The organism is Synechococcus sp. LA31 (genome assembly GCF_018502385.1).
GTDB lineage: Bacteria > Cyanobacteriota > Cyanobacteriia > PCC-6307 > Cyanobiaceae > Vulcanococcus.
The window spans coordinates 2,554,694-2,575,756 of the sequence record NZ_CP075523.1; the positions used below are offsets into that span (position 1 = coordinate 2,554,694).

24 protein-coding genes and 3 tRNA genes are annotated in these 21,063 nt (G+C 65.7%); 15 read left to right on the plus strand and 12 right to left on the minus strand.

The genetic code is table 11. The annotated features are described in order from the left end of the window. Nucleotides 1-40: 40 nt before the first annotated feature. Nucleotides 41-112, minus strand: a tRNA-Thr gene (locus KJJ24_RS13795). A 10-nt stretch (nt 113-122) separates the two neighbouring features. Beyond that, a tRNA-Tyr gene (locus KJJ24_RS13800) sits at nt 123-204 on the minus strand. Between the two features lie 94 nt (nt 205-298). On the opposite strand from KJJ24_RS13800, the gene aroQ reads away from it, so the two are divergent. Together aroQ and KJJ24_RS13810 are read left to right on the plus strand one after the other, a co-directional pair. Then, nucleotides 299-745, plus strand: a complete 447-nt coding sequence (aroQ, locus tag KJJ24_RS13805; protein ID WP_214343732.1) for a type II 3-dehydroquinate dehydratase — start codon at nt 299-301, stop codon at nt 743-745. Continuing rightward, nucleotides 742-1,380, plus strand: a complete 639-nt coding sequence (locus KJJ24_RS13810; protein ID WP_214339575.1) for a tRNA-(ms[2]io[6]A)-hydroxylase — start codon at nt 742-744, stop codon at nt 1,378-1,380. The genes aroQ and KJJ24_RS13810 overlap by 4 nt, the downstream gene beginning before the upstream one ends. Here KJJ24_RS13810 and KJJ24_RS13815 read toward each other — a convergent pair. Then, nucleotides 1,377-1,925, minus strand: a complete 549-nt coding sequence (locus KJJ24_RS13815; protein WP_214339577.1) for an acireductone dioxygenase — start codon at nt 1,923-1,925, stop codon at nt 1,377-1,379. The two genes, KJJ24_RS13810 and KJJ24_RS13815, sit on opposite strands and share 4 nt — an antisense overlap. Nucleotides 1,926-2,031: 106 nt before the next feature. Here KJJ24_RS13815 and KJJ24_RS13820 point away from each other — a divergent pair, with 106 nt between their 5' ends. Both KJJ24_RS13820 and KJJ24_RS13825 read left to right on the plus strand, forming a co-directional pair. Further along, nucleotides 2,032-2,757 (plus strand): SAM-dependent methyltransferase, encoded by a 726-nt coding sequence (locus tag KJJ24_RS13820; protein WP_214343734.1) that lies wholly within the window; start codon nt 2,032-2,034, stop codon nt 2,755-2,757. Nucleotides 2,758-2,770: 13 nt separating this feature from the next. Further along, entirely contained in the window at nt 2,771-3,526 is a 756-nt protein-coding gene (locus tag KJJ24_RS13825) for a DUF4079 domain-containing protein (RefSeq protein ID WP_214339579.1), read from the plus strand. Here the strand turns inward: KJJ24_RS13825 and KJJ24_RS13830 are convergent. Both KJJ24_RS13830 and dusB read right to left on the minus strand, forming a co-directional pair. Then, complete coding sequence (locus KJJ24_RS13830; RefSeq protein ID WP_214339581.1) at nt 3,441-5,489, minus strand: glycosyltransferase; 2,049 nt, start codon at nt 5,487-5,489, stop codon at nt 3,441-3,443. The genes KJJ24_RS13825 and KJJ24_RS13830 overlap by 86 nt on opposite strands. Further along, a complete protein-coding gene (gene dusB, locus KJJ24_RS13835) occupies nt 5,422-6,492 on the minus strand; it encodes a tRNA dihydrouridine synthase DusB (RefSeq protein WP_214339583.1) in 1,071 nt (356 codons plus the stop codon). The genes KJJ24_RS13830 and dusB overlap by 68 nt, the downstream gene beginning before the upstream one ends. Between dusB and KJJ24_RS13840 the strand changes: the two genes are divergently transcribed. Beyond that, on the plus strand, nt 6,491-7,000 hold the full coding sequence (locus KJJ24_RS13840) for a DUF1823 family protein (RefSeq protein ID WP_214339585.1): 510 nt from the start codon (nt 6,491-6,493) through the stop codon (nt 6,998-7,000). The genes dusB and KJJ24_RS13840 overlap by 2 nt on opposite strands. Before the next feature lie 6 nt (nt 7,001-7,006). Here the strand turns inward: KJJ24_RS13840 and KJJ24_RS13845 are convergent, their stop codons facing one another. Further along, nucleotides 7,007-7,390, minus strand: coding sequence for a L,D-transpeptidase (locus tag KJJ24_RS13845; RefSeq protein ID WP_214339587.1), 384 nt, complete (start codon nt 7,388-7,390; stop codon nt 7,007-7,009). Between the two features lie 142 nt (nt 7,391-7,532). On the opposite strand from KJJ24_RS13845, the gene der reads away from it, so the two are divergent. From der to proC, 6 genes are all read left to right on the plus strand, one after another. Beyond that, nucleotides 7,533-8,897, plus strand: a complete 1,365-nt coding sequence (der, locus tag KJJ24_RS13850) for a ribosome biogenesis GTPase Der (RefSeq protein WP_214339590.1) — start codon at nt 7,533-7,535, stop codon at nt 8,895-8,897. 15 nt (nt 8,898-8,912) lie between these two features. Continuing rightward, the gene (locus KJJ24_RS13855) at nt 8,913-9,821 is read left to right on the plus strand and encodes an energy-coupling factor transporter transmembrane protein EcfT (RefSeq protein WP_214339592.1); all 909 of its coding nucleotides are present in this window, start codon (nt 8,913-8,915) and stop codon (nt 9,819-9,821) included. Nucleotides 9,822-9,857: 36 nt separating this feature from the next. Continuing rightward, nucleotides 9,858-10,124, plus strand: coding sequence for a PipX family protein (locus KJJ24_RS13860; protein ID WP_214339594.1), 267 nt, complete (start codon nt 9,858-9,860; stop codon nt 10,122-10,124). Between the two features lie 9 nt (nt 10,125-10,133). After that, nucleotides 10,134-10,805, plus strand: a complete 672-nt coding sequence (locus KJJ24_RS13865; protein ID WP_214339596.1) for a YggS family pyridoxal phosphate-dependent enzyme — start codon at nt 10,134-10,136, stop codon at nt 10,803-10,805. 27 nt (nt 10,806-10,832) lie between these two features. Beyond that, nucleotides 10,833-11,387, plus strand: a complete 555-nt coding sequence (locus KJJ24_RS13870) for a cell division protein SepF (protein WP_214339598.1) — start codon at nt 10,833-10,835, stop codon at nt 11,385-11,387. Between the two features lie 62 nt (nt 11,388-11,449). Further along, complete coding sequence (gene proC / locus KJJ24_RS13875; RefSeq protein WP_250545036.1) at nt 11,450-12,220, plus strand: pyrroline-5-carboxylate reductase; 771 nt, start codon at nt 11,450-11,452, stop codon at nt 12,218-12,220. Nucleotides 12,221-12,223: 3 nt separating this feature from the next. Here proC and plsY read toward each other — a convergent pair whose 3' ends face one another. The 5 genes from plsY to KJJ24_RS13900 are packed head-to-tail and all read right to left on the minus strand — an operon-like array spanning nt 12,224 to nt 16,298. After that, nucleotides 12,224-12,847: a glycerol-3-phosphate 1-O-acyltransferase PlsY gene (gene plsY / locus KJJ24_RS13880; protein ID WP_214339602.1), complete on the minus strand. Its 624-nt coding sequence runs from the start codon at nt 12,845-12,847 to the stop codon at nt 12,224-12,226. Continuing rightward, nucleotides 12,844-13,785 carry a DUF3086 domain-containing protein gene (locus tag KJJ24_RS13885; protein ID WP_214339604.1) on the minus strand — a complete coding sequence of 314 codons (942 nt, stop codon included), beginning with the start codon at nt 13,783-13,785 and terminating at the stop codon, nt 12,844-12,846. Before KJJ24_RS13885 ends, plsY begins: the two co-directional genes overlap by 4 nt. Further along, the gene (locus KJJ24_RS13890) at nt 13,785-14,177 is read right to left on the minus strand and encodes a DUF3119 family protein (RefSeq protein ID WP_214339606.1); all 393 of its coding nucleotides are present in this window, start codon (nt 14,175-14,177) and stop codon (nt 13,785-13,787) included. Before KJJ24_RS13890 ends, KJJ24_RS13885 begins: the two co-directional genes overlap by 1 nt. Continuing rightward, a complete protein-coding gene (locus KJJ24_RS13895) occupies nt 14,174-14,947 on the minus strand; it encodes an ABC transporter permease (protein ID WP_214343736.1) in 774 nt (257 codons plus the stop codon). Before KJJ24_RS13895 ends, KJJ24_RS13890 begins: the two co-directional genes overlap by 4 nt. 19 nt (nt 14,948-14,966) lie before the next feature. Then, nucleotides 14,967-16,298, minus strand: a complete 1,332-nt coding sequence (locus tag KJJ24_RS13900; RefSeq protein WP_250544799.1) for an MFS transporter — start codon at nt 16,296-16,298, stop codon at nt 14,967-14,969. 176 nt (nt 16,299-16,474) lie between these two features. On the opposite strand from KJJ24_RS13900, the gene KJJ24_RS13905 reads away from it, so the two are divergent. Continuing rightward, nucleotides 16,475-16,545 (plus strand) — tRNA-Gly (locus tag KJJ24_RS13905). Nucleotides 16,546-16,554: 9 nt separating this feature from the next. Here the strand turns inward: KJJ24_RS13905 and KJJ24_RS13910 are convergent. Further along, entirely contained in the window at nt 16,555-18,633 is a 2,079-nt protein-coding gene (locus KJJ24_RS13910) for a glycogen-debranching protein (protein ID WP_371811743.1), read from the minus strand. A 55-nt stretch (nt 18,634-18,688) separates the two neighbouring features. Here KJJ24_RS13910 and KJJ24_RS13915 point away from each other — a divergent pair, with 55 nt between their 5' ends. The 3 genes from KJJ24_RS13915 to gluQRS all read left to right on the plus strand — a co-directional run bounded on the left by KJJ24_RS13915 (nt 18,689) and on the right by gluQRS (nt 20,925). Continuing rightward, on the plus strand, nt 18,689-19,390 hold the full coding sequence (locus tag KJJ24_RS13915; protein ID WP_214339613.1) for an MBL fold metallo-hydrolase: 702 nt from the start codon (nt 18,689-18,691) through the stop codon (nt 19,388-19,390). A 181-nt stretch (nt 19,391-19,571) separates the two neighbouring features. Next, nucleotides 19,572-19,847, plus strand: a complete 276-nt coding sequence (locus KJJ24_RS13920) for an HU family DNA-binding protein (protein ID WP_214339615.1) — start codon at nt 19,572-19,574, stop codon at nt 19,845-19,847. Between the two features lie 109 nt (nt 19,848-19,956). Next, nucleotides 19,957-20,925, plus strand: coding sequence for a tRNA glutamyl-Q(34) synthetase GluQRS (gene gluQRS, locus KJJ24_RS13925; RefSeq protein WP_250544800.1), 969 nt, complete (start codon nt 19,957-19,959; stop codon nt 20,923-20,925). Nucleotides 20,926-21,063 lie beyond the last annotated feature (138 nt).

A 21,063-nucleotide genomic window follows, 5' to 3' on the forward strand; every position in this document is an offset into this window, starting at 1 on the left:
TCAATCCAGCAAAAAGCAATTGTTTTTGATGGATTTTTAAAGCCCTTGACGAGACTTGAACTCGTGACCTCTCCCTTACCAAGGGAGTGCTCTACCGCTGAGCTACAAGGGCATGTGGAAGGTGGGCCGGGTTGGATTTGAACCAACGTAGGCAGAGCCAGCGGATTTACAGTCCGCCCCCATTAACCACTCGGGCACCGACCCGAACCACACCCCAAGAACTTACCAGCCGGCGGGTCTGCCCCTGCTTTGCCTGCCTACGCTTCAGGTAGTGGAGGCCGGATCAACGGCGCTGGCGATGCGGGTGCTGCTGCTGAATGGGCCGAATCTCAATCTGCTTGGGCTGCGTGAGCCTGGGCTTTATGGGGCCGACACGCTTGAGGCGATTGAGGCGGAGCTTGACCGCCAGGCTGCAGGTCTTGGCGCGCAGCTCGACTGCTTCCAGAGCAACCACGAGGGTGTTCTGGTGGATCGCATCCATGCGGCCCGCGGCCACGCCGACGGCATCTTGATCAACGCCGGCGCCTTCACCCACACCTCCATCGCCCTGCGGGATGCCCTGCTGGGGGTGGCCATCCCCTATGTGGAGCTGCATTTGAGCAACGTCCATGCCCGCGAGCCCTTCCGGCATCACTCCGTCTTGGCTGACAAGGCCCTGGGTGTGATCTGTGGCTTCGGGGCCGCCAGTTATGGCCTGGCCCTGCAGGGTCTGGTGCAGCGGCTGCGCCAAGAGGGGGCGGCGTGACGGCCCTGCTGGAGAACCCAACCGCCCGGGTGAAGTGGCTGGCCGCGGCAAGCAGCGCTACCTGGCTGGAGCAGGCCAGTGCCCGCCCCGATCTGGTGTTGATTGACCACGCCCACTGCGAGCGCAAGGCGGCGGGCGTGGCCCTGCAGCTGATGTTCCGCTATCCCTCCGATGAAGCGCTGGGGGCGGCCTTGAGCCCGCTAGCCCGCGAGGAGCTGGAGCATTTCGAGCTGGTGCTGCAGCTGCTTCAGCGCCGCGGGATTGCTCTGCGCCCCCTGCCGGCACCGGCCTATGGCGCCACGTTGACGGCCTCGGTGCGCAAAGGCGAGCCGGAGCGGATGCTCGATTCCTTTTTGGTGGCGGGCCTGATCGAGGCGCGCAGCCATGAGCGCATGGCGCTGCTGGCTGCCCATAGCCCCGACCCTGAGCTGCGGGCGCTCTATGGCGAGCTGCTAGCCAGCGAAGCCCGCCACTTCGGCCTCTATTGGTGTCTGTGCGAAGAGCGCTTCGGCCGTGAGGCCACGGTGGCGCGGCTCCAGGAGCTGGCGGCGTTGGAAGTGCAGGCGCTTACAGGGCAGCTGATCCAGGCCGACGCCGTGCGCATGCACTCGGTTGGGGTGCAGCTGGGCGCCTAGCTCAGCAGCGGGTAGTGCTCGGCGATGGCATCCCCGGTGAACTGGGCCACCCAGCCCTCGGCGTTGTCGAAGAAGCGGATGGCGCAGAACTGCGGGGCGCTGCCCATGTCGAACCAGTGCTTGGTGCCGGCCGGCACGCTGATCCAATCGCCCGATTCACAGCGCACCTGAAGCACCTCCTCGCCGATGTGCAGGCAGAACAGGCCCTGGCCTTCCACGAAGAAGCGCACTTCGTCTTCGCTGTGGGTGTGTTCAGCCAGAAACTTCTGGCGCAGAGCTTCGCGATCGGGGTGGTCCGGCGTCATCCGGATCGCATCCACGGTGGGGTAGCTGCCGCGGGCCTGCACCCGCTGGATCTCTGCGGCGTAGGCCTGCAGCACGGTGTCGGGGCCAGCGCCGGCGGGTAGCTCAGCGTGGGCTGGCCAGCGCTCGAAGCCGATGCCGCGCTCGGACAACTCCGCAGTGATCAGGGCCGGGTCGTTGCTGGCGAACACAGGCAGCGGATGGTGGCTGCCGCTGGCTTGAAAAATCTGCAGATGACTCATCGGGTCATGCCGCGCACCCCACCACCCTAGAAAGGCGGCATCACGCCCTAAGTGTTGCTTGGATCACCACCCGGCATCAGCTCAGTTGGCCGGCCAGCTCACCTTGGTGGGTGTTGGCCCCGGAGATCCGCAGTTGCTCACCGTGGCGGCGGTGCAGGCGATCGAAGCCGCTGCAGTGGTGGCTTACCCCGTGGCGCGCCTGGATGCTGAAGGGATGGCCGCCCGCATCGCGGCCCCTTGGATTGGCCCGCAGCAACGCCGGCTACCGCTGCTGTTCCCGATGGTGGCTGAGGCGGAGCCCCGCCGGCAGGCCTGGCATGCAGCAGCGGAGGCCCTGGCCCAAGAGCTGTCGGCGGGGCTGTCGGTGGTGCTGCTGTGTGAGGGCGATAGCTCCCTTTACGCCAGCTGCTCCTATGTGCTGTTAGCCCTCGCGCAGCGTGATCCGCCTGTGCCTGTGCGGGTGATCCCGGGGATCAGTGCAGTGAGTGCGGCCGCTGCCGCGGCCTCCAGCCAGGGCCACCCTTGGCCATTGGCCTTGCAGCAGGAGCCGCTGCTGATCCGGCCTACCCCTGAGACCCCCGCTGCGTTGGAGACCTTGCTGGCCCAGGCCTCTGCTGCTGGCACTGTGTTGGCGCTGCTGAAACTGGGGCACCGCTGGAGCTGGGTGCAGCCGCTGCTGCTGGCTCGGGGCCTGCTTGATCAGGCGCTGTTTGCCCAGCGTGTGGGCTGGCCCGATCAGTTGGTTGAGCCGGCGGTGATGGTCAGCCCGGCGGAGCAGCCCTACTTTTCATTGTTGTTGATCCGCCAGGGCTGGCCGGCGGTGTTGCCTTGAAGGAGCCCTTGCAGTGACCGCGATCGACTGGTTCTCCCTGCTCCACCCGGTGCTGGTGATCCTGTTTGTGTATCCCGTGGTGGGGGCCACCATTCGCCTGGGGATCCTGGTGCGTGAGAAACGCCTGGGCATCACCAAGCAGCCGGCACCCGTGCCGCGCGAACACGCCGACCACGGCCGCTGGCTCACGGCGGGGGTTGTGGTGGCAGTGTTGATCGCCCTGGTGTATTCCTTCGTTAGCAAGGCGGTTGAGCCTGGAGCTGCCTTCATCGGAGGCGCTTCGCGGCTGGCGATGTTGATGCTGGTGGCGGCAGGCACGTTGGTGGCGCTGTTGGCCCTGCTCCAGGTGAAGCGACCGGTGCTACGGGCCAGTTTCACATTGCTCACCTGGGCCGGCCTGCTGGGGTTGGGGAGCCAGCCTGAGATCTGGCGCCTCTCCGATGATCCCTTCAGCCTGGCGTTCTGGGGTTCTCATTATTGGAGTGGTGTGCTGCTCCCCGGGCTGTTTCTGATGAACCTGGCTGCCCGTCCCGAAATCAGCCGCCATCTGCGCTGGCGCCGCCTGCATGTGGCCAGCAACATTTTGATCATGGTGCTGCTGGCGGTGCAGGCGATCACGGGCAGTCGTGATCTGCTCGAGATTCCGCTCAGCTGGCAGAAGCCGGCGATTTACCGCTGCGATTTCACCAATCGGGTTTGCCCGGACCCTTCGGCTCTGCCAGCTGCTGCGGCACCAGGCTCTGGCGCTGGTGCGGGGGCATTGGGTTGATGAGCCGCCCCAGCAAAGCCAGTAGGGCACGCCATTCCGGTGGCGCCTGACGTTGCGGCCAGGCTTTGGGGCGGCCGTAAAGCCAGCCGAGGAATCTCTCACGGGATGCGGCACTCTCCCTGCTCCAGACCCAGGCCAGATGGATGGCGCGGTGGGCCGGTTGAGTCTTCACGGGTAGATCGGGCAGCTCCATCTCTCCTGGAACGTGAAGCGCCAGCCACTCAGCGCGAAAGCCCGCTGGCAGTGCCGCGGGCTCGTGCAAGGTCACACCGGTTTCACTGATGGCGCTGATCGCTGCGGCAAGCTCCAACGGCAGCCCGGCTGGTGTGCGTCCATAGAGCCGTGCCTGTAGCGGCAGGGCCAGCCAGGGGCTTGGATCGCTGGTCGCTGGATCTAGGCAGGCCCGCAGCGCGACCAGCAGGCCCAGCAGGGTGAGCCCGCCCCACCCGAGGCCCAGCCAGCCGCTGGCCGCAGCGCTGCCAGCGCTCAGATGGCGGAGGATCAAGGCCAAGTTGAGACCGTTGAGCGCCAGGAGCACCAGCAGCGGCAGCGCCAGCACGGGCGCGATGCCGCCGTCACCCTGCATGCGGTGTTTGGGGGTGATGCGAAACGGCTGCACCCGCCCCCACAGGCTGGCTAGCACCGTGCTGGCCAGCGGCACGGCCAAGGCCCAGCCCGGTAGGTCGGCCAGGAGAGCATGGCGGCTGCCGCGATTAAGCCAGCCTGTGCTGAGCAGCAGCCCGATCCAGAGGGGCAACAGCTTGCCCAGCACGGCGTCGTCCGTGAGCAGCACGGGCAACACGCCCAGTAGACCAATGCTCAGCGGCATCAGCAGCAGCAACAGCCGCGGCACGGTGTTGAACCAGTGCAGCGCTCCCTCGAGATAGGCCAGGCGCTGGCTCCAGTGCAGCCCTGGTAGCCGCAGCGGGCCCTGGCGCAACCGCAGGGCCTGGAGGGTGCCGGAGGCCCAGCGTTGCCGCTGGCGCACGAAATCGAGCATCGTTTCTGCCGCAAGGCCGGCACTGAGCTTTTCGCCGAGATACCGCAGCTTCCAGCCGCGGGAGGCCAGTGCCATGCCCGTGACCAGATCTTCCGAGATCGCCTGCTCCACAAAGCCGCCCACCTCATCGAGGGCGCTGCGGCGCACCAGGAAGCTGGTGCCGGCGCACACCACGGCATCCCAGGCACTGCGCACCGGTTCGATCCAGCGATAGAAGCTCTCCTCATCCGGCAGCAACCAGGCCTCCATCGCCAAGTTGCGCATCACCGGATCAGCATTGAGGAAATGTTGGGGCGTTTGCACCAGCGCCACCTGCGGATCGAGCAGCAGGCCGATGGTGCGATCCAGGAAGTGCTCCTGCGGCACGAAGTCGGCATCGAACACGGCCACCAGCTCGCCGCGGCACAGGGCCAGACCGGCATTGAGGTTGCCCGCCTTGGCGTGCCGCCGCTCCGGCCGGTGGTGGTAGCCGCAGTTGTAGCGAGCCGCCAGGGCAACCACCTCCGGGCGGCCGGTGTCATCGAGCACCCACAGGTGGCGGTGCGGATAGCGCATTTGGCTGCAGGCTCGCAGGCAGCGCTCCAGCACAGGCAGGGGTTCACCGCAGGTGGGGATCAGCACATCCACCTGAGGCCGCCAGTTGCTGGCTTGCCAGATGGCCTGGGCTGCATCGGCTTCTGGGCTGCCATCGCTGAAGCGTCGCCAGGCCAGAAGAAGCGGAAGTAGGCCGCTAAGCAGGAGCCAGGCCTCGGCGAATAGCAGCAGCACGCTCAGGGCTGCCGCTAAGTGGGTGCTGAGGTTGAGGCTCTGCAGGAGCCGCCATTGCAGGTAGTGCAGGTTCAGCAAGATGAGCAGCACCAGCAGGCTGCGGCGCATCCACAAGGGGGAGCGTGCTTCAGGTCGCCGGCTCAGCCACAGGGGCCAGAGGAGCAGCAGCCATGGGAGCCAGAGCTCCGCGTTCATCGAGCTGGGCCGAGGCTTTCTCCATCAACGCTAGGGCTGCAGCAGGGGTAGGGGCGCGCATCAGGGCGTGGCGTAATTGCGGTGCACCGCTGAAGCCGGTGCAAGTCCAGCTCATGTGTTTCCGCGCGATCAGCAGGCCGTGATCTCCTCGGGCTGCCACCAGCGCGCTCAGCTGCTCTGAGGCCAGCTGGATTCGCTCGCGGGGGCCAGGGGTGGGGGGGATCGCACGGCCACTGAGGGCGGCATCGATCTGTCCCACCAGCCAGGGGGCGCCCATGGTGCCGCGGCCCACCATCACGCCATCGGCGCCGGTGTGGGCCAGGCAGGCCAGGGCATCAGCCGGGCTGTTCACATCGCCATTGGCGATCACTGGGATCGTGAGTGCCTGTTTCACGGCGGCAATGGCATCCCAGTCGGCGGGGCCCTTGAAGCCCTGCTCACGGGTGCGGCCATGCAGGGTGAGCAGCTGGGCGCCGGCGCTCTCGAGCTCACGGCACCAGCCCACCGGATCGAGGCTGGTGCCGCACCAGCCCAATCGTGTTTTCACGGTGACCGGGATGCGCACGGCTGTGGCCACCGCCGCCACGATCTCTGCAGCCAGGTGGGGATCACGGATCAGGCCACTGCCGCCACCCTTTTTGGCGATCTTCTTCACCGGGCAGCCCATGTTGATGTCGATCAAATAAGCACCGGCGGCTTCGGCGCGGCGGGCTGCATCCGCCATGGCGGCCGGGCGGAAATCAAACAGCTGCACGCCGATCGGCCCTGGCTCGCTGGCGAGCTCCTCCACTTTGATCAGGCCGTGGCCCAGCTCGAGGCTCGTGGCATTCACCATCTCGGTAAACAGCAGTGCATCGGGCGCCCAGCGCCGCACCAGGCTGCGGAAGATGCGGTCGCTCACTCCGGCTAGGGGCGATTGCAGCACCCTGCAGCGCAGAGTGCGGGGACTGCCGCGGCCGCTGAGCTGCAGGGGGGCAGAGCTGGAAGGTGCTGCGGTGATCATGGTGATCCGATTGTCGGACCCCAGGTCGTTGTCTTCCGCTGAAGCCGCCACTGCGCCCGTTCCCTTCCCTTTGAGCCGTGAGCTGCTCGAAGCGGTGCTGGCAGACCGCACCAGCGATCGCTTCGTGTGTGAACTGATTTGGCCGCGCCTGGGTTACGAGCGCGACGGTTCTGGCACCTGGAGCGCGGGCCCGGCCACGGAGGCCAGCTGGCGGGAGTCATTCCCGATCGCGCCGCAGTTCATTGCCGAGCGCCCGCCCGCCGTGGCGCTCACCCGCTCCATCCCCAAGGAGCACAAGCAGCTGCTCAAGGAGCAGCTGGGCTTTGGCGGCTACCGGATCGGCGAGCTCTATCCCCGCCGTACCCGCCGCGCTACGGCGGTGAACTGGCTGCTGGCTCATCTAGCCCAGCGTGGGGAACCGCTGCCAGAGCGCGGCCTGCTGCCGGAGCTGCAAGCGCAGCCGGCTGATCCGGTGACGGGCCACCCGGGCGATCTGCCGATCAGCTGAGCGTTTTCACACCTGGATCGTGACCGGTGTTCCGACGGGGGTGTTTTCAAACAGCCAGCGGGCATGGGGGCTGGGGATACGGATGCAGCCGCTGCTGCGTGCCACACCAAAACGCTGCCCCGCCTCTTCCTGCCAGGGGGCGCCATGCATGCAGATCATTTCGTTTTCAGTGATGCACATGGTCCAGGGCACATTCGGGGCCACGTAGGTGCGGCCGCGCATGGTGACGCTGCGGTGTTTGGTGAACACCTGGGCGCTGCCGGTGGGTGTCGGGCTCGAGGCTTTGCCGGTGCTCACCAGCACCGTGCGCACGAGCTCCTGATTGGGGTTGTACACATAGAGCTTCTGGTCGGAGAGGTCGACCACGATCGAGGCGATCAGTTCCACCATGGGGGGCAGGCCGCCGCTGGGGCGGGGCTCATCACACCCGTCTCTTAGCGAGACTCGCGGTGTCGCTCACTGCGACCCTTGGAAAGATTTCGGCTTCCACCGGCCTGTAGGGTCAAAGGACGACAGTTGTTGTGATACCCGCTTGGCTCTGCCGGTCGTCGCCATCATTGGCCGCCCCAATGTGGGCAAATCCACCCTGGTCAACCGCCTCTGCAAGAGCCGCGAAGCGATCGTTCACGACGAACCCGGTGTGACTCGGGATCGCACCTATCAAGATGGCTATTGGCGTGATCGCCATTTCCGCGTGGTGGATACCGGCGGGCTGGTGTTCGACGACGACAGCGAATTTCTGCCGGAGATCCGTGAGCAGGCGAATCTTGCCCTCTCGGAAGCATCCGTGGCCGTGGTGATTGCCGATGGTCAGCAGGGGCTGACGGCGGCGGATGAAGCGATCGCTGATTGGCTGCGCGGCCACAACGTGCCGGTGCTCCTGGCGGTGAATAAGTGCGAGTCGCCCGAGGCAGGCCTCTCCATGGCGGCTGAATTTTGGAGTCTCGGCCTGGGGGAGCCCCATCCGATTTCTGCCATCCATGGTGCCGGCACCGGTGACCTGCTTGATCAGCTGGTTGATCACCTGCCACCCACCGAGGAGCTCACCGGTGAGGAGCCGATTCAGCTGGCCATCGTGGGCCGGCCGAATGTGGGTAAATCCAGTTTGCTCAATGCCATTTGTGGTGAGAAGCGCGCGATTGTGAGCCCGATTCGTGGCACAACTCGCGACACAATCGACACCACGATCGAGCGGGAGGGGCACACCTGGAAGATCCTCGATACCGCTGGTATTCGCCGCAAGCGCTCGGTGAATTACGGCCCTGAATTTTTTGGAATCAATCGCAGTTTTAAAGCGATTGAGCGCTCTGATGTGTGTGTGCTGGTGATCGATGCCCTCGACGGCGTTACCGAGCAGGATCAGCGCCTGGCGGGTCGCATCGAGGAAGACGGCCGTGCCTGCGTGCTGGTGGTGAACAAATGGGATGCGATTGAGAAGGATTCCCACACCATGCCGTCGATGGAAAAGGAGTTGCGCGCCAAGCTCTACTTCCTTGATTGGGCGCCGATGCTGTTCACCTCGGCCCTGAGCGGCCAGCGGGTGCAGAGCATCTTTGCGATTGCTGCAGTCGCGGTGGAGCAGCACCGCCGCCGCGTCAGCACCTCGGTGGTGAATGAGGTGCTGCAGGAGGCCGTGAGCTGGCGCTCACCGCCCACCAGTCGCGGTGGCCGTCAAGGGCGGATCTACTACGGAACCCAGGTGGCGACCCGCCCGCCGAGCTTCACCCTGTTTGTGAACGACCCGAAGCTCTTCGGCGACACCTACCGTCGCTATGTGGAACGGCAGATCCGTGAAGGGCTGGGTTTTGAAGGATCACCGCTCAAGCTGTTTTGGCGTGGTAAGCAGCAGCGCGATGCCGAGCGCGATTTGGCGAAGCAGCAGGCCCGCGGCCGCTAAGCCTCTGCAGCACTGATGGATTGGTTGCGGCAGATCCCCATCGGCCAATACGTCGATGGCACCGGTAGCTGGCTGCGGGATCTCGATCCGCGCCTGAAGCTGGCCTGGACCGTGGCCTTCCTGCTGACGCCAATCCTGGCCGGGCCCTGGTGGCGTCTGGCATTGGTGGGGCTGCTGCTCTTGGTCACCGCCCTGAGCGGTTTGCCCTGGCGGATCTGGCGTCGCACCCTGCCGCTGCTGTTTGCCCTCTCGCTGTTGGTGGGGGTGCTGGCCACCTTCCTGCCCGCCGGTGGCGCTCCGCCGGCGCCGTTGAATCGCTCACCTCAAGAGCTGCGTGTCGCCCCAGAAGATCTTGGGCGCAGCTGGGAGCTGCTGCGCTGGGGGCCCGTTCAACTCGGGCCTGTGCCCCTGGGGCCGTTGGTGATCACGCGCCGCTCGGCGGAGCTCGGCCTCAACAGCGCCACCCTGCTGTTCACAGTGATTCACAGCGCCAACCTGCTGCTGCTCACCACGCCGCCGGAGGCCCTGGTGTGGGGATTGAGCTGGTGCCTGGCACCGATGAGGCCGTTAGGGGTGCCTGTGGAGCGTTTGGGCTTCACGCTGTTGCTCGCCTTGCGTTTCCTTCCACTGGTGCAAGAGGAGTTTCAGAACTTGCTGCGCTCCGTGGCCACGCGCTCGGTGAATCTGCGTCAGCTGGGGCTCCAGGGCTCATTGGCCTTGGTGCTCGCCCTGGGTGAGCGTTTGCTTGCCAACGTGCTGCTGCGGGCTGATCAAGGGGCTGAGGCGCTCCTGGCTCGCGGCGGCCGCTGGATCGCTCCAGCGCAGCTGCTGCGCGATCCGCTGCCCCGCCGGACCCTGCAGGCGAGTGCGGCGCTCGGCTTGCTGGTGTTGCTTGGTTTGCGGTGGAGGTACGGTGACCTCTGATTTAGTCGTCGTCGCTGCAGACGGCGTCAACGCTGCGTGAGCACAGAGCGTTATCTCAACCACCCCACCTTCGGCTTGCTTTACCGCGTGGCGGAGGCGGGTGAGGGTCGCGATCTCTACGCGACGCTCTATGCCCAGCGCATGTTTTTTCTGGTCACCCTGCAGGATCGGGGGGCGCAATTTGAGGTGATCCCACTCATGGATGCCCGTCATCTAGCTGAGCAGAATCTGGCGCGTGCCCGCCGCGAAGGCGGGGAGGTGCATGCCCGTTGGCGGCAGCTGTTCGATAAAACGTTTATTTGATCGTTCGCCGTGCCTGAGTCAGCGGCAGAGCGTCTGGAGGCCATTCGCGCCCAGTTGCCGCCCGCCACCCAACTGCTGGCGGTGAGCAAAGGCCATCCGGTAGACGCGATTCGTGAGCTGGCGGCCCTGGGCCAGCGCAGTTTCGGGGAGAGCCGCTTGCAGGAGGCCAGCGCCAAGCAGGCGGAATTGGTGGATCTACCCGGGCTTGATTGGCATTTCATCGGCCGCCTGCAGGCCAACAAGGTGCGGCCGGTGCTCAAGCAGTTCGCCTGGGTGCATTCGATCGATTCTGTGGCCCTGGCCCAGCGGGTCGCGCGCATCGCGGCGGAGGAGAGGGTAAGCCCACGAGTGTTTCTGCAGGTGAAGCTGCGCCCCGATCCCAGCAAGGGTGGTTTCGCTGCTGCCGAGCTGCGCCAGGCCTGGCCGGAGCTGCAGGCGCTGCCAGCACTGCAGTGGATGGGGCTGATGACCATGGCGCCTCTGGGGATGGAAGAAGCCCAGCGCCAGAGCCTGTTTGAAGACTGTGCGGCTCTAGCTAGGGAGCTTGGGTTGGAGCAGCTCTCGATGGGCATGAGCGGCGATTGGCGCGAGGCCGCGGCGGCCGGTAGCAGCTGGGTGCGGATCGGCTCGGCGCTCTTCGGCCCGAAACCCTTGTCAGCGCCGGCATGGGACGCTATCTAGGTTCAGTGCCTAGTCTGAGGATTCACGGTGTCGTTGCTCTCCCGCCTGCGTGCAGTTGTCTCTGGTGACGACTACCTCGACGGCTACGACGACGAGCTCGACTACGACCACGGTGATGCGCCGGAAACCGGAAGCACCGCCCCCTCCGGGGCCCTAGCCCTCACCAGCGATTTCGACAGCGTTGACCCCTTCGCGGGCAGCAACGTGATCGGCATGCCAGGAATCGCCTCCTCGGCTGCTGAAGTGACCCTGATGGAGCCTCGCAGCTTCGATGAAATGCCTCGCGCCATCCAGGCACTGCGCGAGCGCAAAACCGTGATCCTCAACCTCACGATGATGGAGCCTGATCAGGCTCAGCGCGCCGTGGATTTTGTCGCCGGTGGCACCTTCGCCATCGATGGTCACCAGGAGCGTGTGGGTGAGAGCATCTTCCTGTTCGCGCCCAGCTGCGTCACCGTGACGTCCGCCGCCACGGAGGAGCCTTCAGCCTCCACGGTGGTGTCCCGTGAAGTGAGCCAGGAGCCCGAGGCGGCTCCCGCTCCTGCCTGGGGCCGCGAGACCTACGGCGCTAGCGTCGGCTGAGCGTTTTCGCCCCTTTGATCAGCTTCTCCCCCACCACCTTCGGGGTGATCGGCCTGGGCCGCATGGCTCAGGCTTTGCTGTTTCCGCTCCTGGAGAGTGCACTGGTGCCGGTGGGTGGCGTGCACGCTGTGGTGGCCAGTGAGGCCTCGGCGCAGCGGCTTCGCGAGCTGCGCCCCGATCTGCAGGTGGGTCGCGATGCCGCTGCAGCCTGGAGCTCAGAGGTGGTGCTGCTGGCGGTGAAGCCGCAGCAGCTGGAGGCAGTGGCTGCAGCTGCTGTGCTGCCGGCCCGGGATCAGCCAACGCCGCTGCTGATCTCGGTGTTAGCAGGAGTGCCTGTGGCCAGGCTGCAGCGCCTCTTCCCGGGGCATCTGATCGTGCGGGCGGTGCCCAATACCCCCTGTCTGGTGCGTGCAGGACTGACGGGGTTAGCCTGGGGTGCGGGCGTGCCGCCTGATCAGCAGGCTTGGGTGCAGCGGCTGTTCGCTCAGGTGGGCGAGGTGCTCGAGCTGCCTGAGATGCAGCTGGATGCGTTTCTGGCCCTCACCTCTTCAGGGCCAGCCTTTGTGGCCCTGGTGGCGGAGGCCATGGCGGATGGGGCCGTGGCTGCTGGCCTGCCGCGCCAGCAAGCCCACTACCTCGCCCAGCGCACCCTGGCCGGCACCGCCGCTTTGCTGCACGAGCAGCAGCTTCACCCCGCCCAGCTCAAAGACATGGTGAGCAGCCCTGGCGGCACCACCATCGCTGGGATCAGGGCGCTTGAGAGTGGCGGCCTGCGAGCGGCCTTAATGGAAGCGGTGTTGGCTGCGGCTGAGCGCAGCCGTCAGCTGGCCTGAGCTTCAGCTGGCCTTCTGGCCGATGCGTGGTTCGGTGCCGGCCAGCAGGCGCTGAATGTTGCTGCGGTGGCGGAAGAGCACCAGCAGCATGGCCACGATGGCGATGCTGAGATCAGCGGCACCGCCGCCTCCGCCCCACATCAGCACCGGTAGGCAGAGGGCCGCGATCACGCTCGAGAGCGACACGATCCGGAATAGGGCGATCACGGCCATGAAGATGCCGAAGCACGCCAATCCCACCGGCCAGGCCAGTCCAAGCAGCATGCCCAGGCCGGTGGCCACTGCCTTGCCACCTCGCCAGCCCAGCCATACCGGCCAGATGTGACCGGCCAGGGCCGCCAGGCCCGCGGCCACCACCCACCACTCGCTTTGGGGCGTGCTGCCCAGCAACAGAGCCATGGCCAGCCGCACCGCCGCGGTTCCCTTGAGCACATCGACAAGAAACACCACCAGGGCCGGGGCTTTGCCGATCTGGCGCAGCACATTGGTGGCGCCAGTGGAGCCGGAGCCCAGGCTGCGGATGTCGACACCCTTGAGCCAGCGGCCCGCCAGATAGCCACTGGGGATCGAGCCCAGCAAGTAGCCCGCCAAGAGGCAGAACAGGGGTGTTTGCAGCAGCGGATTCAAAGCAGGTCGTCCTCGAGGGCCAGTTCGGTGGGGCTGCCGGCAAAGGCCAGCCACACGGGGAATTGAAGGATCGGGATCTCCACGGCCGGTTCGGCCGCATCCACCACGATGAAGGGCAGCTCACCGCGTTCTTCGAGCCGATCGGCTCGTTCGATCAGGGCATCGGGCCGCTCGAACAGCACAATGCCGCTGTTGGGGCCGAAGTCTTCGCGGCTGAGGCCCAGGCAGTCCTGCAGGCCGCGGCGCCACTCACCCAGCCGTTCGGGGCTGCTCGCCAGCACCAGGGTTTGGAAACGCTCGCCGTAGAGATCCCCAAGGATCGAGACGGCTGCCGCGGTGATCAGGGCGTTGCGGTTGCGGCTGCCGCTGCTGGGCTGGGCGCCGCGGCCGCCTTGGCTCAGGAACCAGTCATCGAGTAGGGCGGCGCCCGATGTTTCCAGGCTGCGGCGCAGCTTCCAGGGGTCAGCATAGAAATCGGGCTGGCCCTGAAAGCTCTGCAGCTGCTCCCGGATCAGGGCTTCATCGGCACTGAACAACCCCGCAGCAGCGGCAGCTCCAGCGGCGGCAACAGGAGCAGCCTCCGTGGCTGCCTTCGTCGCGGCTTCCAGATCAAGCGGCGAGGGCTGCACCACGAGCGGTTGCACCACCAGCTCCATTTGCTCGGCCGATACGGCCAGCTCCTGAAGAGCACCCACCAGATAGTCCTGGAAGCCCTTCACCCGCCGCGCAATCGAATCGGATTGGCCAGCGAAGCTGCTGTTGATCTCCTTCTGGAGTTGATCGCGGCGGCTGCTCAGCTCGCTGATCTCCGCTTCCAGCGCTTGGCGCTGCTGCTCAAGTTCGCGTAGGGCCAGGCTTTGCCAGCTGGCCTGCTCGGCGGCGGCGGCGGCGGCAGCGGCAGCTGGGCTCGGCGATGGGTTTGGGGTGTGGTCAGTCATCACGGGGCGCTCACGTGGCGGTTGAGCTCTTCGCGCAGGCTGGTGGCATCAAACAACACAGGCAGAAAGTGAATGCTGCGCTGTTCACGGAAATAGAACAGCACCGGCACCGGGCCCCAGAACAGCGACCAAGTCAGCCATTCGCTGTAGGGGAAGCGGCGCAGCACCGTGGCGCCTCGCCACACCAGCAGCGCATCGGTGGTGAACTGAAGGCGCAGGATCTGGCTCTGAATCAGCAGAAACAGCCCAAACAGACTCACCACCAGCGCTAGCCAGACCGTGAGCAGAAGGGCTGCTACGCCCAGCGCGATCACCGCCAGGGGCAGCCAAATGCGCGGCGCCAGGATCACGCCTTGATCAGGATCGGGCTGCGGGGTTTGGGAGGAGGTCATTCGCCGAAGAGCAGCTGGGTGAGCACCACATCGACCAACGACACGGTGACCAGAATCATCACAACAGCCCCTGTGGTGCTGGTGCCCACTTCCTTGGGGCCACCACGGGTAGTGAGGCCCCAGCCGCAGGAGATCACGGCGATCTGCAGGCCGAACACCACAGCCTTGAGCAGCATCGCCGGGAGATCCGATGGCTCCATCCAGGTGCGCACGGAGTTCCAGAACACAGCGGGCGGGATCTGGTAGATCATCGTGCTGCTCACCTGTCCCGACCACACCGCCACGGCGAAGAACACCAGGCATTGCACCGGCGTCATGATCAACATCGCCAGCACCCTGGGCACCACCAAGTACTGCACCGGATCGGTGCGCAGCATGGTGATCGCATCGATCTGCTCGGTCACCTTCATGGTGCCCAGCTGCGCGGCATAGGCCGTGGCCACCTTGCCCGTGACCAATGTGGCCGTGAGGATCGGGGCGATCTCCCGTGAGAGGCCTAGGGCCAAAATGCCGCCCACGGTGGCGCCGGCCCCCTGGTTGGTGAGCTCAGCTGCCACCTGAATGTTGAACACAGTGCCGGCGGCTAGGCCCGTGATGATCACGATCAGGAAGCTGCCAGGCCCGGCCTCCATCATTTCGGCCATTAGATCGTTGATGCCCACCCGGCCCTGAGCTAGAGCCGCCATGGCCTGACCACCGATCAGGCAGCTCTCCCCAAGTCGGGTCAGCCAGCGGGGGCGTAGCCAGGTGGGAAGACGGCGGCGGGGCATCAGAGACATCGGAAGGGGTTCAGCTGGCGCTGGGGTGGTGCTGCAGATGCAGAGTCTTCTCAGGCCAGCGGCGCATCACCACAAGCCCCAGAACCACCAGAACTGCAGGAATGATGCCCATGCAGAGGCGAATGGCCACCAGGGCGCTATCGGGTTGCAGCATGCCGCGCGAGGCCACATAGCCGCTGAGGCTCATCAGGTTGCCGAAGAAGAAGAGGGCGAAGCTGATGCAGATCTTCTGGGTGAACACCATCCAGGCGCTGTATTGGCCGGCTGGTTTCTCGGGGTCGGCGTCGATCGCGTCGGGCAAGAGCGCCCAGGGGATCAAATAGGCCGTGGAGGCGCCCAGGCCCACCACCATGATCGTGATCAGCAGCAGCGATAGCCGCACCCCATTGCCGAGCGACCCCAACGGTGTGATGGCGGCATCGAGCGGAGCCAGCACCATGGCGCCCAGGCAGCCAGCCACCCACAGGCCGCTGCCCAAGAGCAGGGCGCGGATCCGTCCTCGCTGGTGGGACACAGCCGTCCACACTTGCAGGCCAACGAGGGTGCTGATCTGGAAGGGCAGCAGGATCCAGTTGCTCCAACCCTCCGGCACCCGCATCACCACAGGCAGGTAGATCAGCGCAGCGGTCTGCATGATCTGGAGTGCACACCAGAGCAGCAGGTAAAGGCCCAGCACCCGCATGAAGCGGCCGTTGCTGCGGACCCGCTTCAGCAGGCGCCGGGTGGTGCCGCTCTGGGCCGTCGGTTGCTGGCAGTGGCGGGCGGCGGGCGCGATGCCCCAGGCACAGAGCAACGTGCACACCGTGATGATCAAGCCGGAGAGCACGCCCACCTGCCAGTAGCTCTCTGGGTTCTGGTGGTCGCGCAGCAGCACGCCTCCCAGCACGATCCCCACGAGCCCGGCGGTGATCGAGCCGGTGAATCGGGCCATGTTGAGCCGCGTGCGCAGCGACACCTCGGTGGTGAGCTCCGCCGCTAGGGCCGCGTAGGGAAGATTCACGCAGGTGTAAAGGCTGTTCGCCAGCACCGACACGGCCACGAACACCCAGAAGCGCACCCAGTCGCTTCCAGGCGGCAGCCACCACATCAGAGCCATCGCGATCCCGAGCGGCAGAGCGCTGCCCACCAGCCAGGGCAGGCGGGGCCCCCAGCGGCTTTGGGTTTTGTCGCTCAGCCAGCCCACGATCGGGTCGTTCACGGCATCCCAGAGCCGGGCCAGCATCAGCACCAGGCCCGCCATCCAGGCCGGTAGGCCCGCTGCTGCGGTGTAAAAAATGAAGAGGTAGAAGCCAATCAGCGAGGCGGCCATGCCTGTGCCGGCATCGCCGAGGCCGTAGGCCATCAGCAGCCTCAGACGGCTGGCCCCCCTGAGGCTGGCAGCATCGAACGGAGCTGCTGGGGCTTCAGAAGGGACGGCAGGCAAGGACACTGTTCCGAACGCAGGTCATAATGCTGCAACCGGCGTGAAACCAAGAACACGCCAGTCCAGCGACGAGCGCATGGTGCGTTTGTACTGCTGCGGGCTTAGTTTAGTGGTAAAACCTCAGCCTTCCAAGCTGATGATGCGGGTTCGATTCCCGCAGCCCGCTTCTCCTCGTTTACAGCTGATGGCCCTCCATCAGCGGCTTCGCAGCCAGCAGCACCAGGCTGCGGCTGCCGATTGGAATGCTGCTGCCCACCGCATCCGGTGGGTGTGCTGGTAGGTCGTCACCCGGAAGCTGATGGGTGTCGATCACGCGGCACCAGCCGCTCGGGCTGGTCGGAATCTCGAAGCTCAGGTCCTGGTGGTAGGCGTTCATGCCGCACCAGAGCAGGGGGCCGCGGTCGCGGTCGTTCAGGCTCCAGGCCAGGGTGTGTGACCAGTTGGCCCAGTCGGGCTGACCCAGCTTCACGCCATCCCATTGGCGCAGCAGGTGTCCGGGTTGATCGAATCGCAGCGCTTTGCCGGCTTCCGCGTGGGGAATCTCCGGGTTGAGCAGATCCGCCAGGTGATGGCGCAGGTGGATTAACCGCCGCACAAACAGCTTCAGGGCCAGATCGCCCTCATCGGGCTGCCAGTGCATCCAGCCGAGCAAGTTGTTCTGGCACCAGGCGTTGTTGTTGCCTCCCTGGCTGCGGCGCACCTCATCACCCATCAGCAGCATCGGCACGCCAGGGCTGAGCAACAGGGTGCTGAGCAGGTTGCGCAGCTGGCGGTTGCGGAGGGCCTGCACGGCTGGATCGCTACTGGGACCCTCCGCTCCGTGATTCCAGTTGTTGTTGTGGTTGTCGCCGTCGCGGTTGTCTTCGCCATTGGCCAGGTTGTGTTTCCGGCTGTAGCTCACCAGATCAGCCAGGGTGAAGCCGTCGTGGGCAGTGAGGAAGGTGATGCTGCGGCCCAGTAGGGCCGGGATCCCTCCAAAGAGATCCGGGCTGCCGGCGATGCGCTGCCCCATGGGCCAGCAGCTGCGCTCATCTCCTTTCCAGAAGCGGCGCACATCGTCGCGGAAGCGGCCGTTCCAGGCGCCGATGCGCCGGGCGGGGAAGTCGGCCAGGCGGTAAAGGCCTCCGCAATCCCAGGGTTCGCTTACCAGCTTCAGATCGGAGAGTTCCGGATCGGCCTCGATCTCTTCAAACAGCGGTGGCTGATCGAGGGGGGCTAGGTCCTCGCCTCGGCTCAGGGCGATGCCGAGATCGAATCGGAAGCCATCCACCCCCAGCTCCAGTGCCCAGCAGCGCATCGATTCGAGGATCAGGCGGCGGGCATGCGGGCGGTTGGCGGCGATCGAGTTGCCGCAGCCGCTCACATCCAAGTAGTCGCCCTTGGCGTTCTGGTGGTAGTAATTGCGGTCATCGATGCCGCGCCAGCTGAGGGTTGGACCCGCCTGGTTGCCCTCACAGGTGTGGTTGTACACCACATCCACGAGCACCTCTAAACCCGCCTGGTGGCATGCCGTGACCAGCTGTCGCACCTGCTGGCGGATCTCTAGGGGGTTGTTGCCCTGCTGATAGGCGTGGTGGGGCGCCATCCAGCTCAAGGGGCTGTAGCCCCAGTAGTTGAGTCGCCCCGCCGGCGCATCGTGGGGGTCGAAGGCCATCACCGGCAGCAGCTCCACCGTGGTGATGCCCAGCTCCTTGAGATAGGGGATGGTTTCGATCAGGCCTAGATAGGTTCCGCGAGCGCTTTCGCTCACTGGGCTGCCGGTACCGCGGCTGAAGCCCCCCACGTGCAGCTCGTAGATCACCGTGCGCTGCCAGCTGTGGCGGGGTCGGGGTGCGGCGCTGAAATCGAAGCGGTCGCGCTCGGTAACCACCCCCTTCAGGCAGCTCGCAGTGTTGGGTATTGCACCGATGGCATCCATCCGCCGGTAGACATCCCAGCCCGTGATGGCACGGGCGCAGGGATCGAGCAGCAGCTTGGACGGATTGAAGCCGTGGCGTCCTGGCTGCAGGGGGCCGAACACCCGATAGGCGTAGCAGCAGCCAATGCCGATCCCTTCAACTTCGGCGTGCCAGATGTCGCCGGATCGGTGCCGGTGATCCAGCTCCACCACCTGTTCGGGCTCAGGGGCATTGCCGTTGGCAAACAGCAGCAGCTCAACCCGTGTGGCCATCGGGGCAACAAGGGCGAAGTTCACCCCATGGCCCGTGGCGATCGACCCGAGGGGCCAGGGTTGTCCCAGTCGGATCGTGCGCAACGGATCCCGGTGGCCTCTGCCACAAGCTAGGTGGAGTTGGTGCGTTCTGCCCTGCATGTCACGGCTCCAAGCACAAGCCACCCCGGCAGGGCGTTCGCCCCGGCAAGTGCAGACCGGGCTTTGGTTGTTCGCTCCCAGTCGCGAAAGCCAGGGGGGCAGTGCCTGGTGGCTTGAGCCGGCCAGCGGCCACGGTGCCGGTGTGTTGATCGATTGCCCCGCCTTCAACGAAGCCAACCTGGCGTTTTTGCAGGCGCGCCCCGCTGGACGGATTGTGCTGACCGGTCGGGAAGGCCATGGCCGCCTGCGCCGGTTTCAAGAGGCGCTGGGCTGGCCGGTGCATGTGCAGGAGCAGGAGGCCTACCTGTTGCCTGGGGTGCAGCAGTTAATCCACTTTTCTGCTGAGTCAGAGCTTGAGGCTGGCCTGAGGTTGCTGTGGACGCCGGGCCCCAGTCCTGGTTCGGCGGTGTTGCTGGCAGCAGAGGAGCAAGAACGGCCCTCGCTGCTCTTCTGCGGCCGCTTGCTGAGCCCGGTTGCTCCGGGGTGTGCGGCGCCGCTGCGCACCCGCCGCAGTTTTCATTGGGGGCGCTGGTTGCGCAGTCTCGAGCGGCTCCGAGTTTGGCTGCCGCCTGATCAGCCCGATTGGCTGGCCAGTGGCGCCGGTCTCGGGGCCCTCAGGGGTGAGGCATTGGTGCCCTCAGCCCGGCGGTTGATCGATCAGATCAACCTTCAGGCGTTGGAGGCGGAGGAAGCCGTTTAGGCGGCGACTGATCCTCGATCGAGGGCCGTCACGGTCGTCAAAGTGGCAAAACCTTGGCGCTAGAAGGGGTTCGATGGTTGCCGGGCCTTGCGAACCCCCATACCATTGGCGCGCTGAACCCAGTGGCGGTCGGTGTTCCCGAGCCGCCCGGCTGCTACTGACCCAGAGGCTTCCCACTCCGATGAACAAAGCTGACCTCGTCAACCTCGTTGCTGCCCGCACCGAGCTGACCAAGACCGACGTGGCCCAAGTGGTTGATGCCGCTATCGACACCATCATTGATTCGGTGGTGGAAGGTAAGAAGGTGTCGATCCTGGGCTTCGGTTCCTTCGAACCTCGCGAGCGCTCCGCCCGTCAGGGTCTGAACCCCAAGACCGGCGACAAGATCAAGATTCCCGCCAAGCGTGTGCCTGCCTTCACTGCCGGCAAGATGTTCAAGGACCGCGTGCAGGGCTGATCGCCCCTTGGCGATCTCTGCAGCATTCGACCTCACAAGCGGCCGGCAGGCCGCTTTTTTGTTGCCCTGCCTTCGCGGCATGGGCCCGTGAAGGATGCTGAACGGGCCCATGCATGCCCAACTTGCTGTGTTGCCTGAGCATCTGCAGCGCCAGTTGTCTGCTCCCAGGGGATGCCGCGGGCGCTATGCCCCATCCCCAACGGGGCGGTTGCACCTCGGCAACCTGCGCACCGCCCTGGTGTCATGGCTGATCACGCGCCTGCAGGGTGGAGAGTGGCTCCTGCGCATCGATGATCTCGATACCCCGCGCAACCGACCCGGGGCTGAGGCCTCCATCCTGCGTGATCTCACCTGGCTGGGGCTGGGCTGGGATGGTCCGCTCATTCGCCAGAGTGAGCGGCGGGGGCTTTATTCCTCCGTGCTCTCCAGCTTGCGCCGCACTGGGCAGCTCTACCCCTGCCGCTGCAGCCGCCGCATGCTGGCGGATATTTCGGCCCCGCATGGCATCACGCCCGTGTATCCGGGCTGGTGCCGTTACGGCGGCGCTGATTGGGGGCTTCGGGATGGGCGACTACCCAGCTGGCGTTTGCAGCTCAATCCAGGCTCGCTCTGCTGGCCGGAGCCGCTTGCCACGGCCACGGGTGGGCAGTGCTGCCTCGATGCCCAATCGCAGGTGGGTGATGTTGTGCTGCGCAGAGCCGATGGCTTCATCGCCTACCACCTAGCCACGGCCGTTGATGAACTAGCCCTAGGCATCAGTGATGTTGTGCGTGGCGATGATCTTGTCCAGGCCACAGCGCCGCAGCTGGCTGTGATGCAGGCCTTGGAAGGGCAGTCACCCCGTTACTGGCATTTGCCCCTTTGGCGCGACGGAAACGGGCAGCGACTCTCCAAGCGCGATGGGGGGCTTGATCTCGATGGCCTGCGTGCTCAAGGGTTGGATGCGGCGGCCGTGGTGGGGCGTATGGCCGCCACTCTGACGCTCGTGAATCCCGGCAGCCGCCTCAGCAGCGCGGAACTGCTGCAGGCGCTCAGCCTCGATCAGTTGCTGGCTGCGCTTGCCGGCTGCTCGCCCTGAAGCCTTAAGGAAGGCTTTGGGATCAAACGGGTGAAAACTCCCCAGAGTGATCCCACTGATCGCAACCCACCATGAACAGCCCTCAGCGAGGAGCGCAGCCGCCAAGGGGCGAATCCTGTCCCTGCTGCGGAGGGAGCG

Excerpts from the sequence above, each read along its gene's own strand:
- aroQ (WP_214343732.1), top strand. The coding sequence starts at position 299 with ATGCGGGTGCTGCTGCTGAATGGGCCGAATCTCAATCTGCTTGGGCTG.
- KJJ24_RS13830 (WP_214339581.1), bottom strand. The coding sequence starts at position 5,489 with ATGAACGCGGAGCTCTGGCTCCCATGGCTGCTGCTCCTCTGGCCCCTG.
- KJJ24_RS13885 (WP_214339604.1), bottom strand. The coding sequence starts at position 13,785 with ATGACTGACCACACCCCAAACCCATCGCCGAGCCCAGCTGCCGCTGCC.
- KJJ24_RS13915 (WP_214339613.1), top strand. The coding sequence starts at position 18,689 with ATGTCACGGCTCCAAGCACAAGCCACCCCGGCAGGGCGTTCGCCCCGG.
- KJJ24_RS13840 (WP_214339585.1), top strand. The coding sequence starts at position 6,491 with ATGGTGATCCGATTGTCGGACCCCAGGTCGTTGTCTTCCGCTGAAGCC.
- KJJ24_RS13815 (WP_214339577.1), bottom strand. The coding sequence starts at position 1,925 with ATGAGTCATCTGCAGATTTTTCAAGCCAGCGGCAGCCACCATCCGCTG.
- KJJ24_RS13845 (WP_214339587.1), bottom strand. The coding sequence starts at position 7,390 with ATGGTGGAACTGATCGCCTCGATCGTGGTCGACCTCTCCGACCAGAAG.
- KJJ24_RS13900 (WP_250544799.1), bottom strand. The coding sequence starts at position 16,298 with ATGGCCTACGGCCTCGGCGATGCCGGCACAGGCATGGCCGCCTCGCTG.
- dusB (WP_214339583.1), bottom strand. The coding sequence starts at position 6,492 with ATGATCACCGCAGCACCTTCCAGCTCTGCCCCCCTGCAGCTCAGCGGC.
- KJJ24_RS13920 (WP_214339615.1), top strand. The coding sequence starts at position 19,572 with ATGAACAAAGCTGACCTCGTCAACCTCGTTGCTGCCCGCACCGAGCTG.
- KJJ24_RS13890 (WP_214339606.1), bottom strand. The coding sequence starts at position 14,177 with ATGACCTCCTCCCAAACCCCGCAGCCCGATCCTGATCAAGGCGTGATC.
- proC (WP_250545036.1), top strand. The coding sequence starts at position 11,450 with ATGGCTCAGGCTTTGCTGTTTCCGCTCCTGGAGAGTGCACTGGTGCCG.
- gluQRS (WP_250544800.1), top strand. The coding sequence starts at position 19,957 with ATGCATGCCCAACTTGCTGTGTTGCCTGAGCATCTGCAGCGCCAGTTG.
- KJJ24_RS13855 (WP_214339592.1), top strand. The coding sequence starts at position 8,913 with ATGGATTGGTTGCGGCAGATCCCCATCGGCCAATACGTCGATGGCACC.
- KJJ24_RS13895 (WP_214343736.1), bottom strand. The coding sequence starts at position 14,947 with ATGCCCCGCCGCCGTCTTCCCACCTGGCTACGCCCCCGCTGGCTGACC.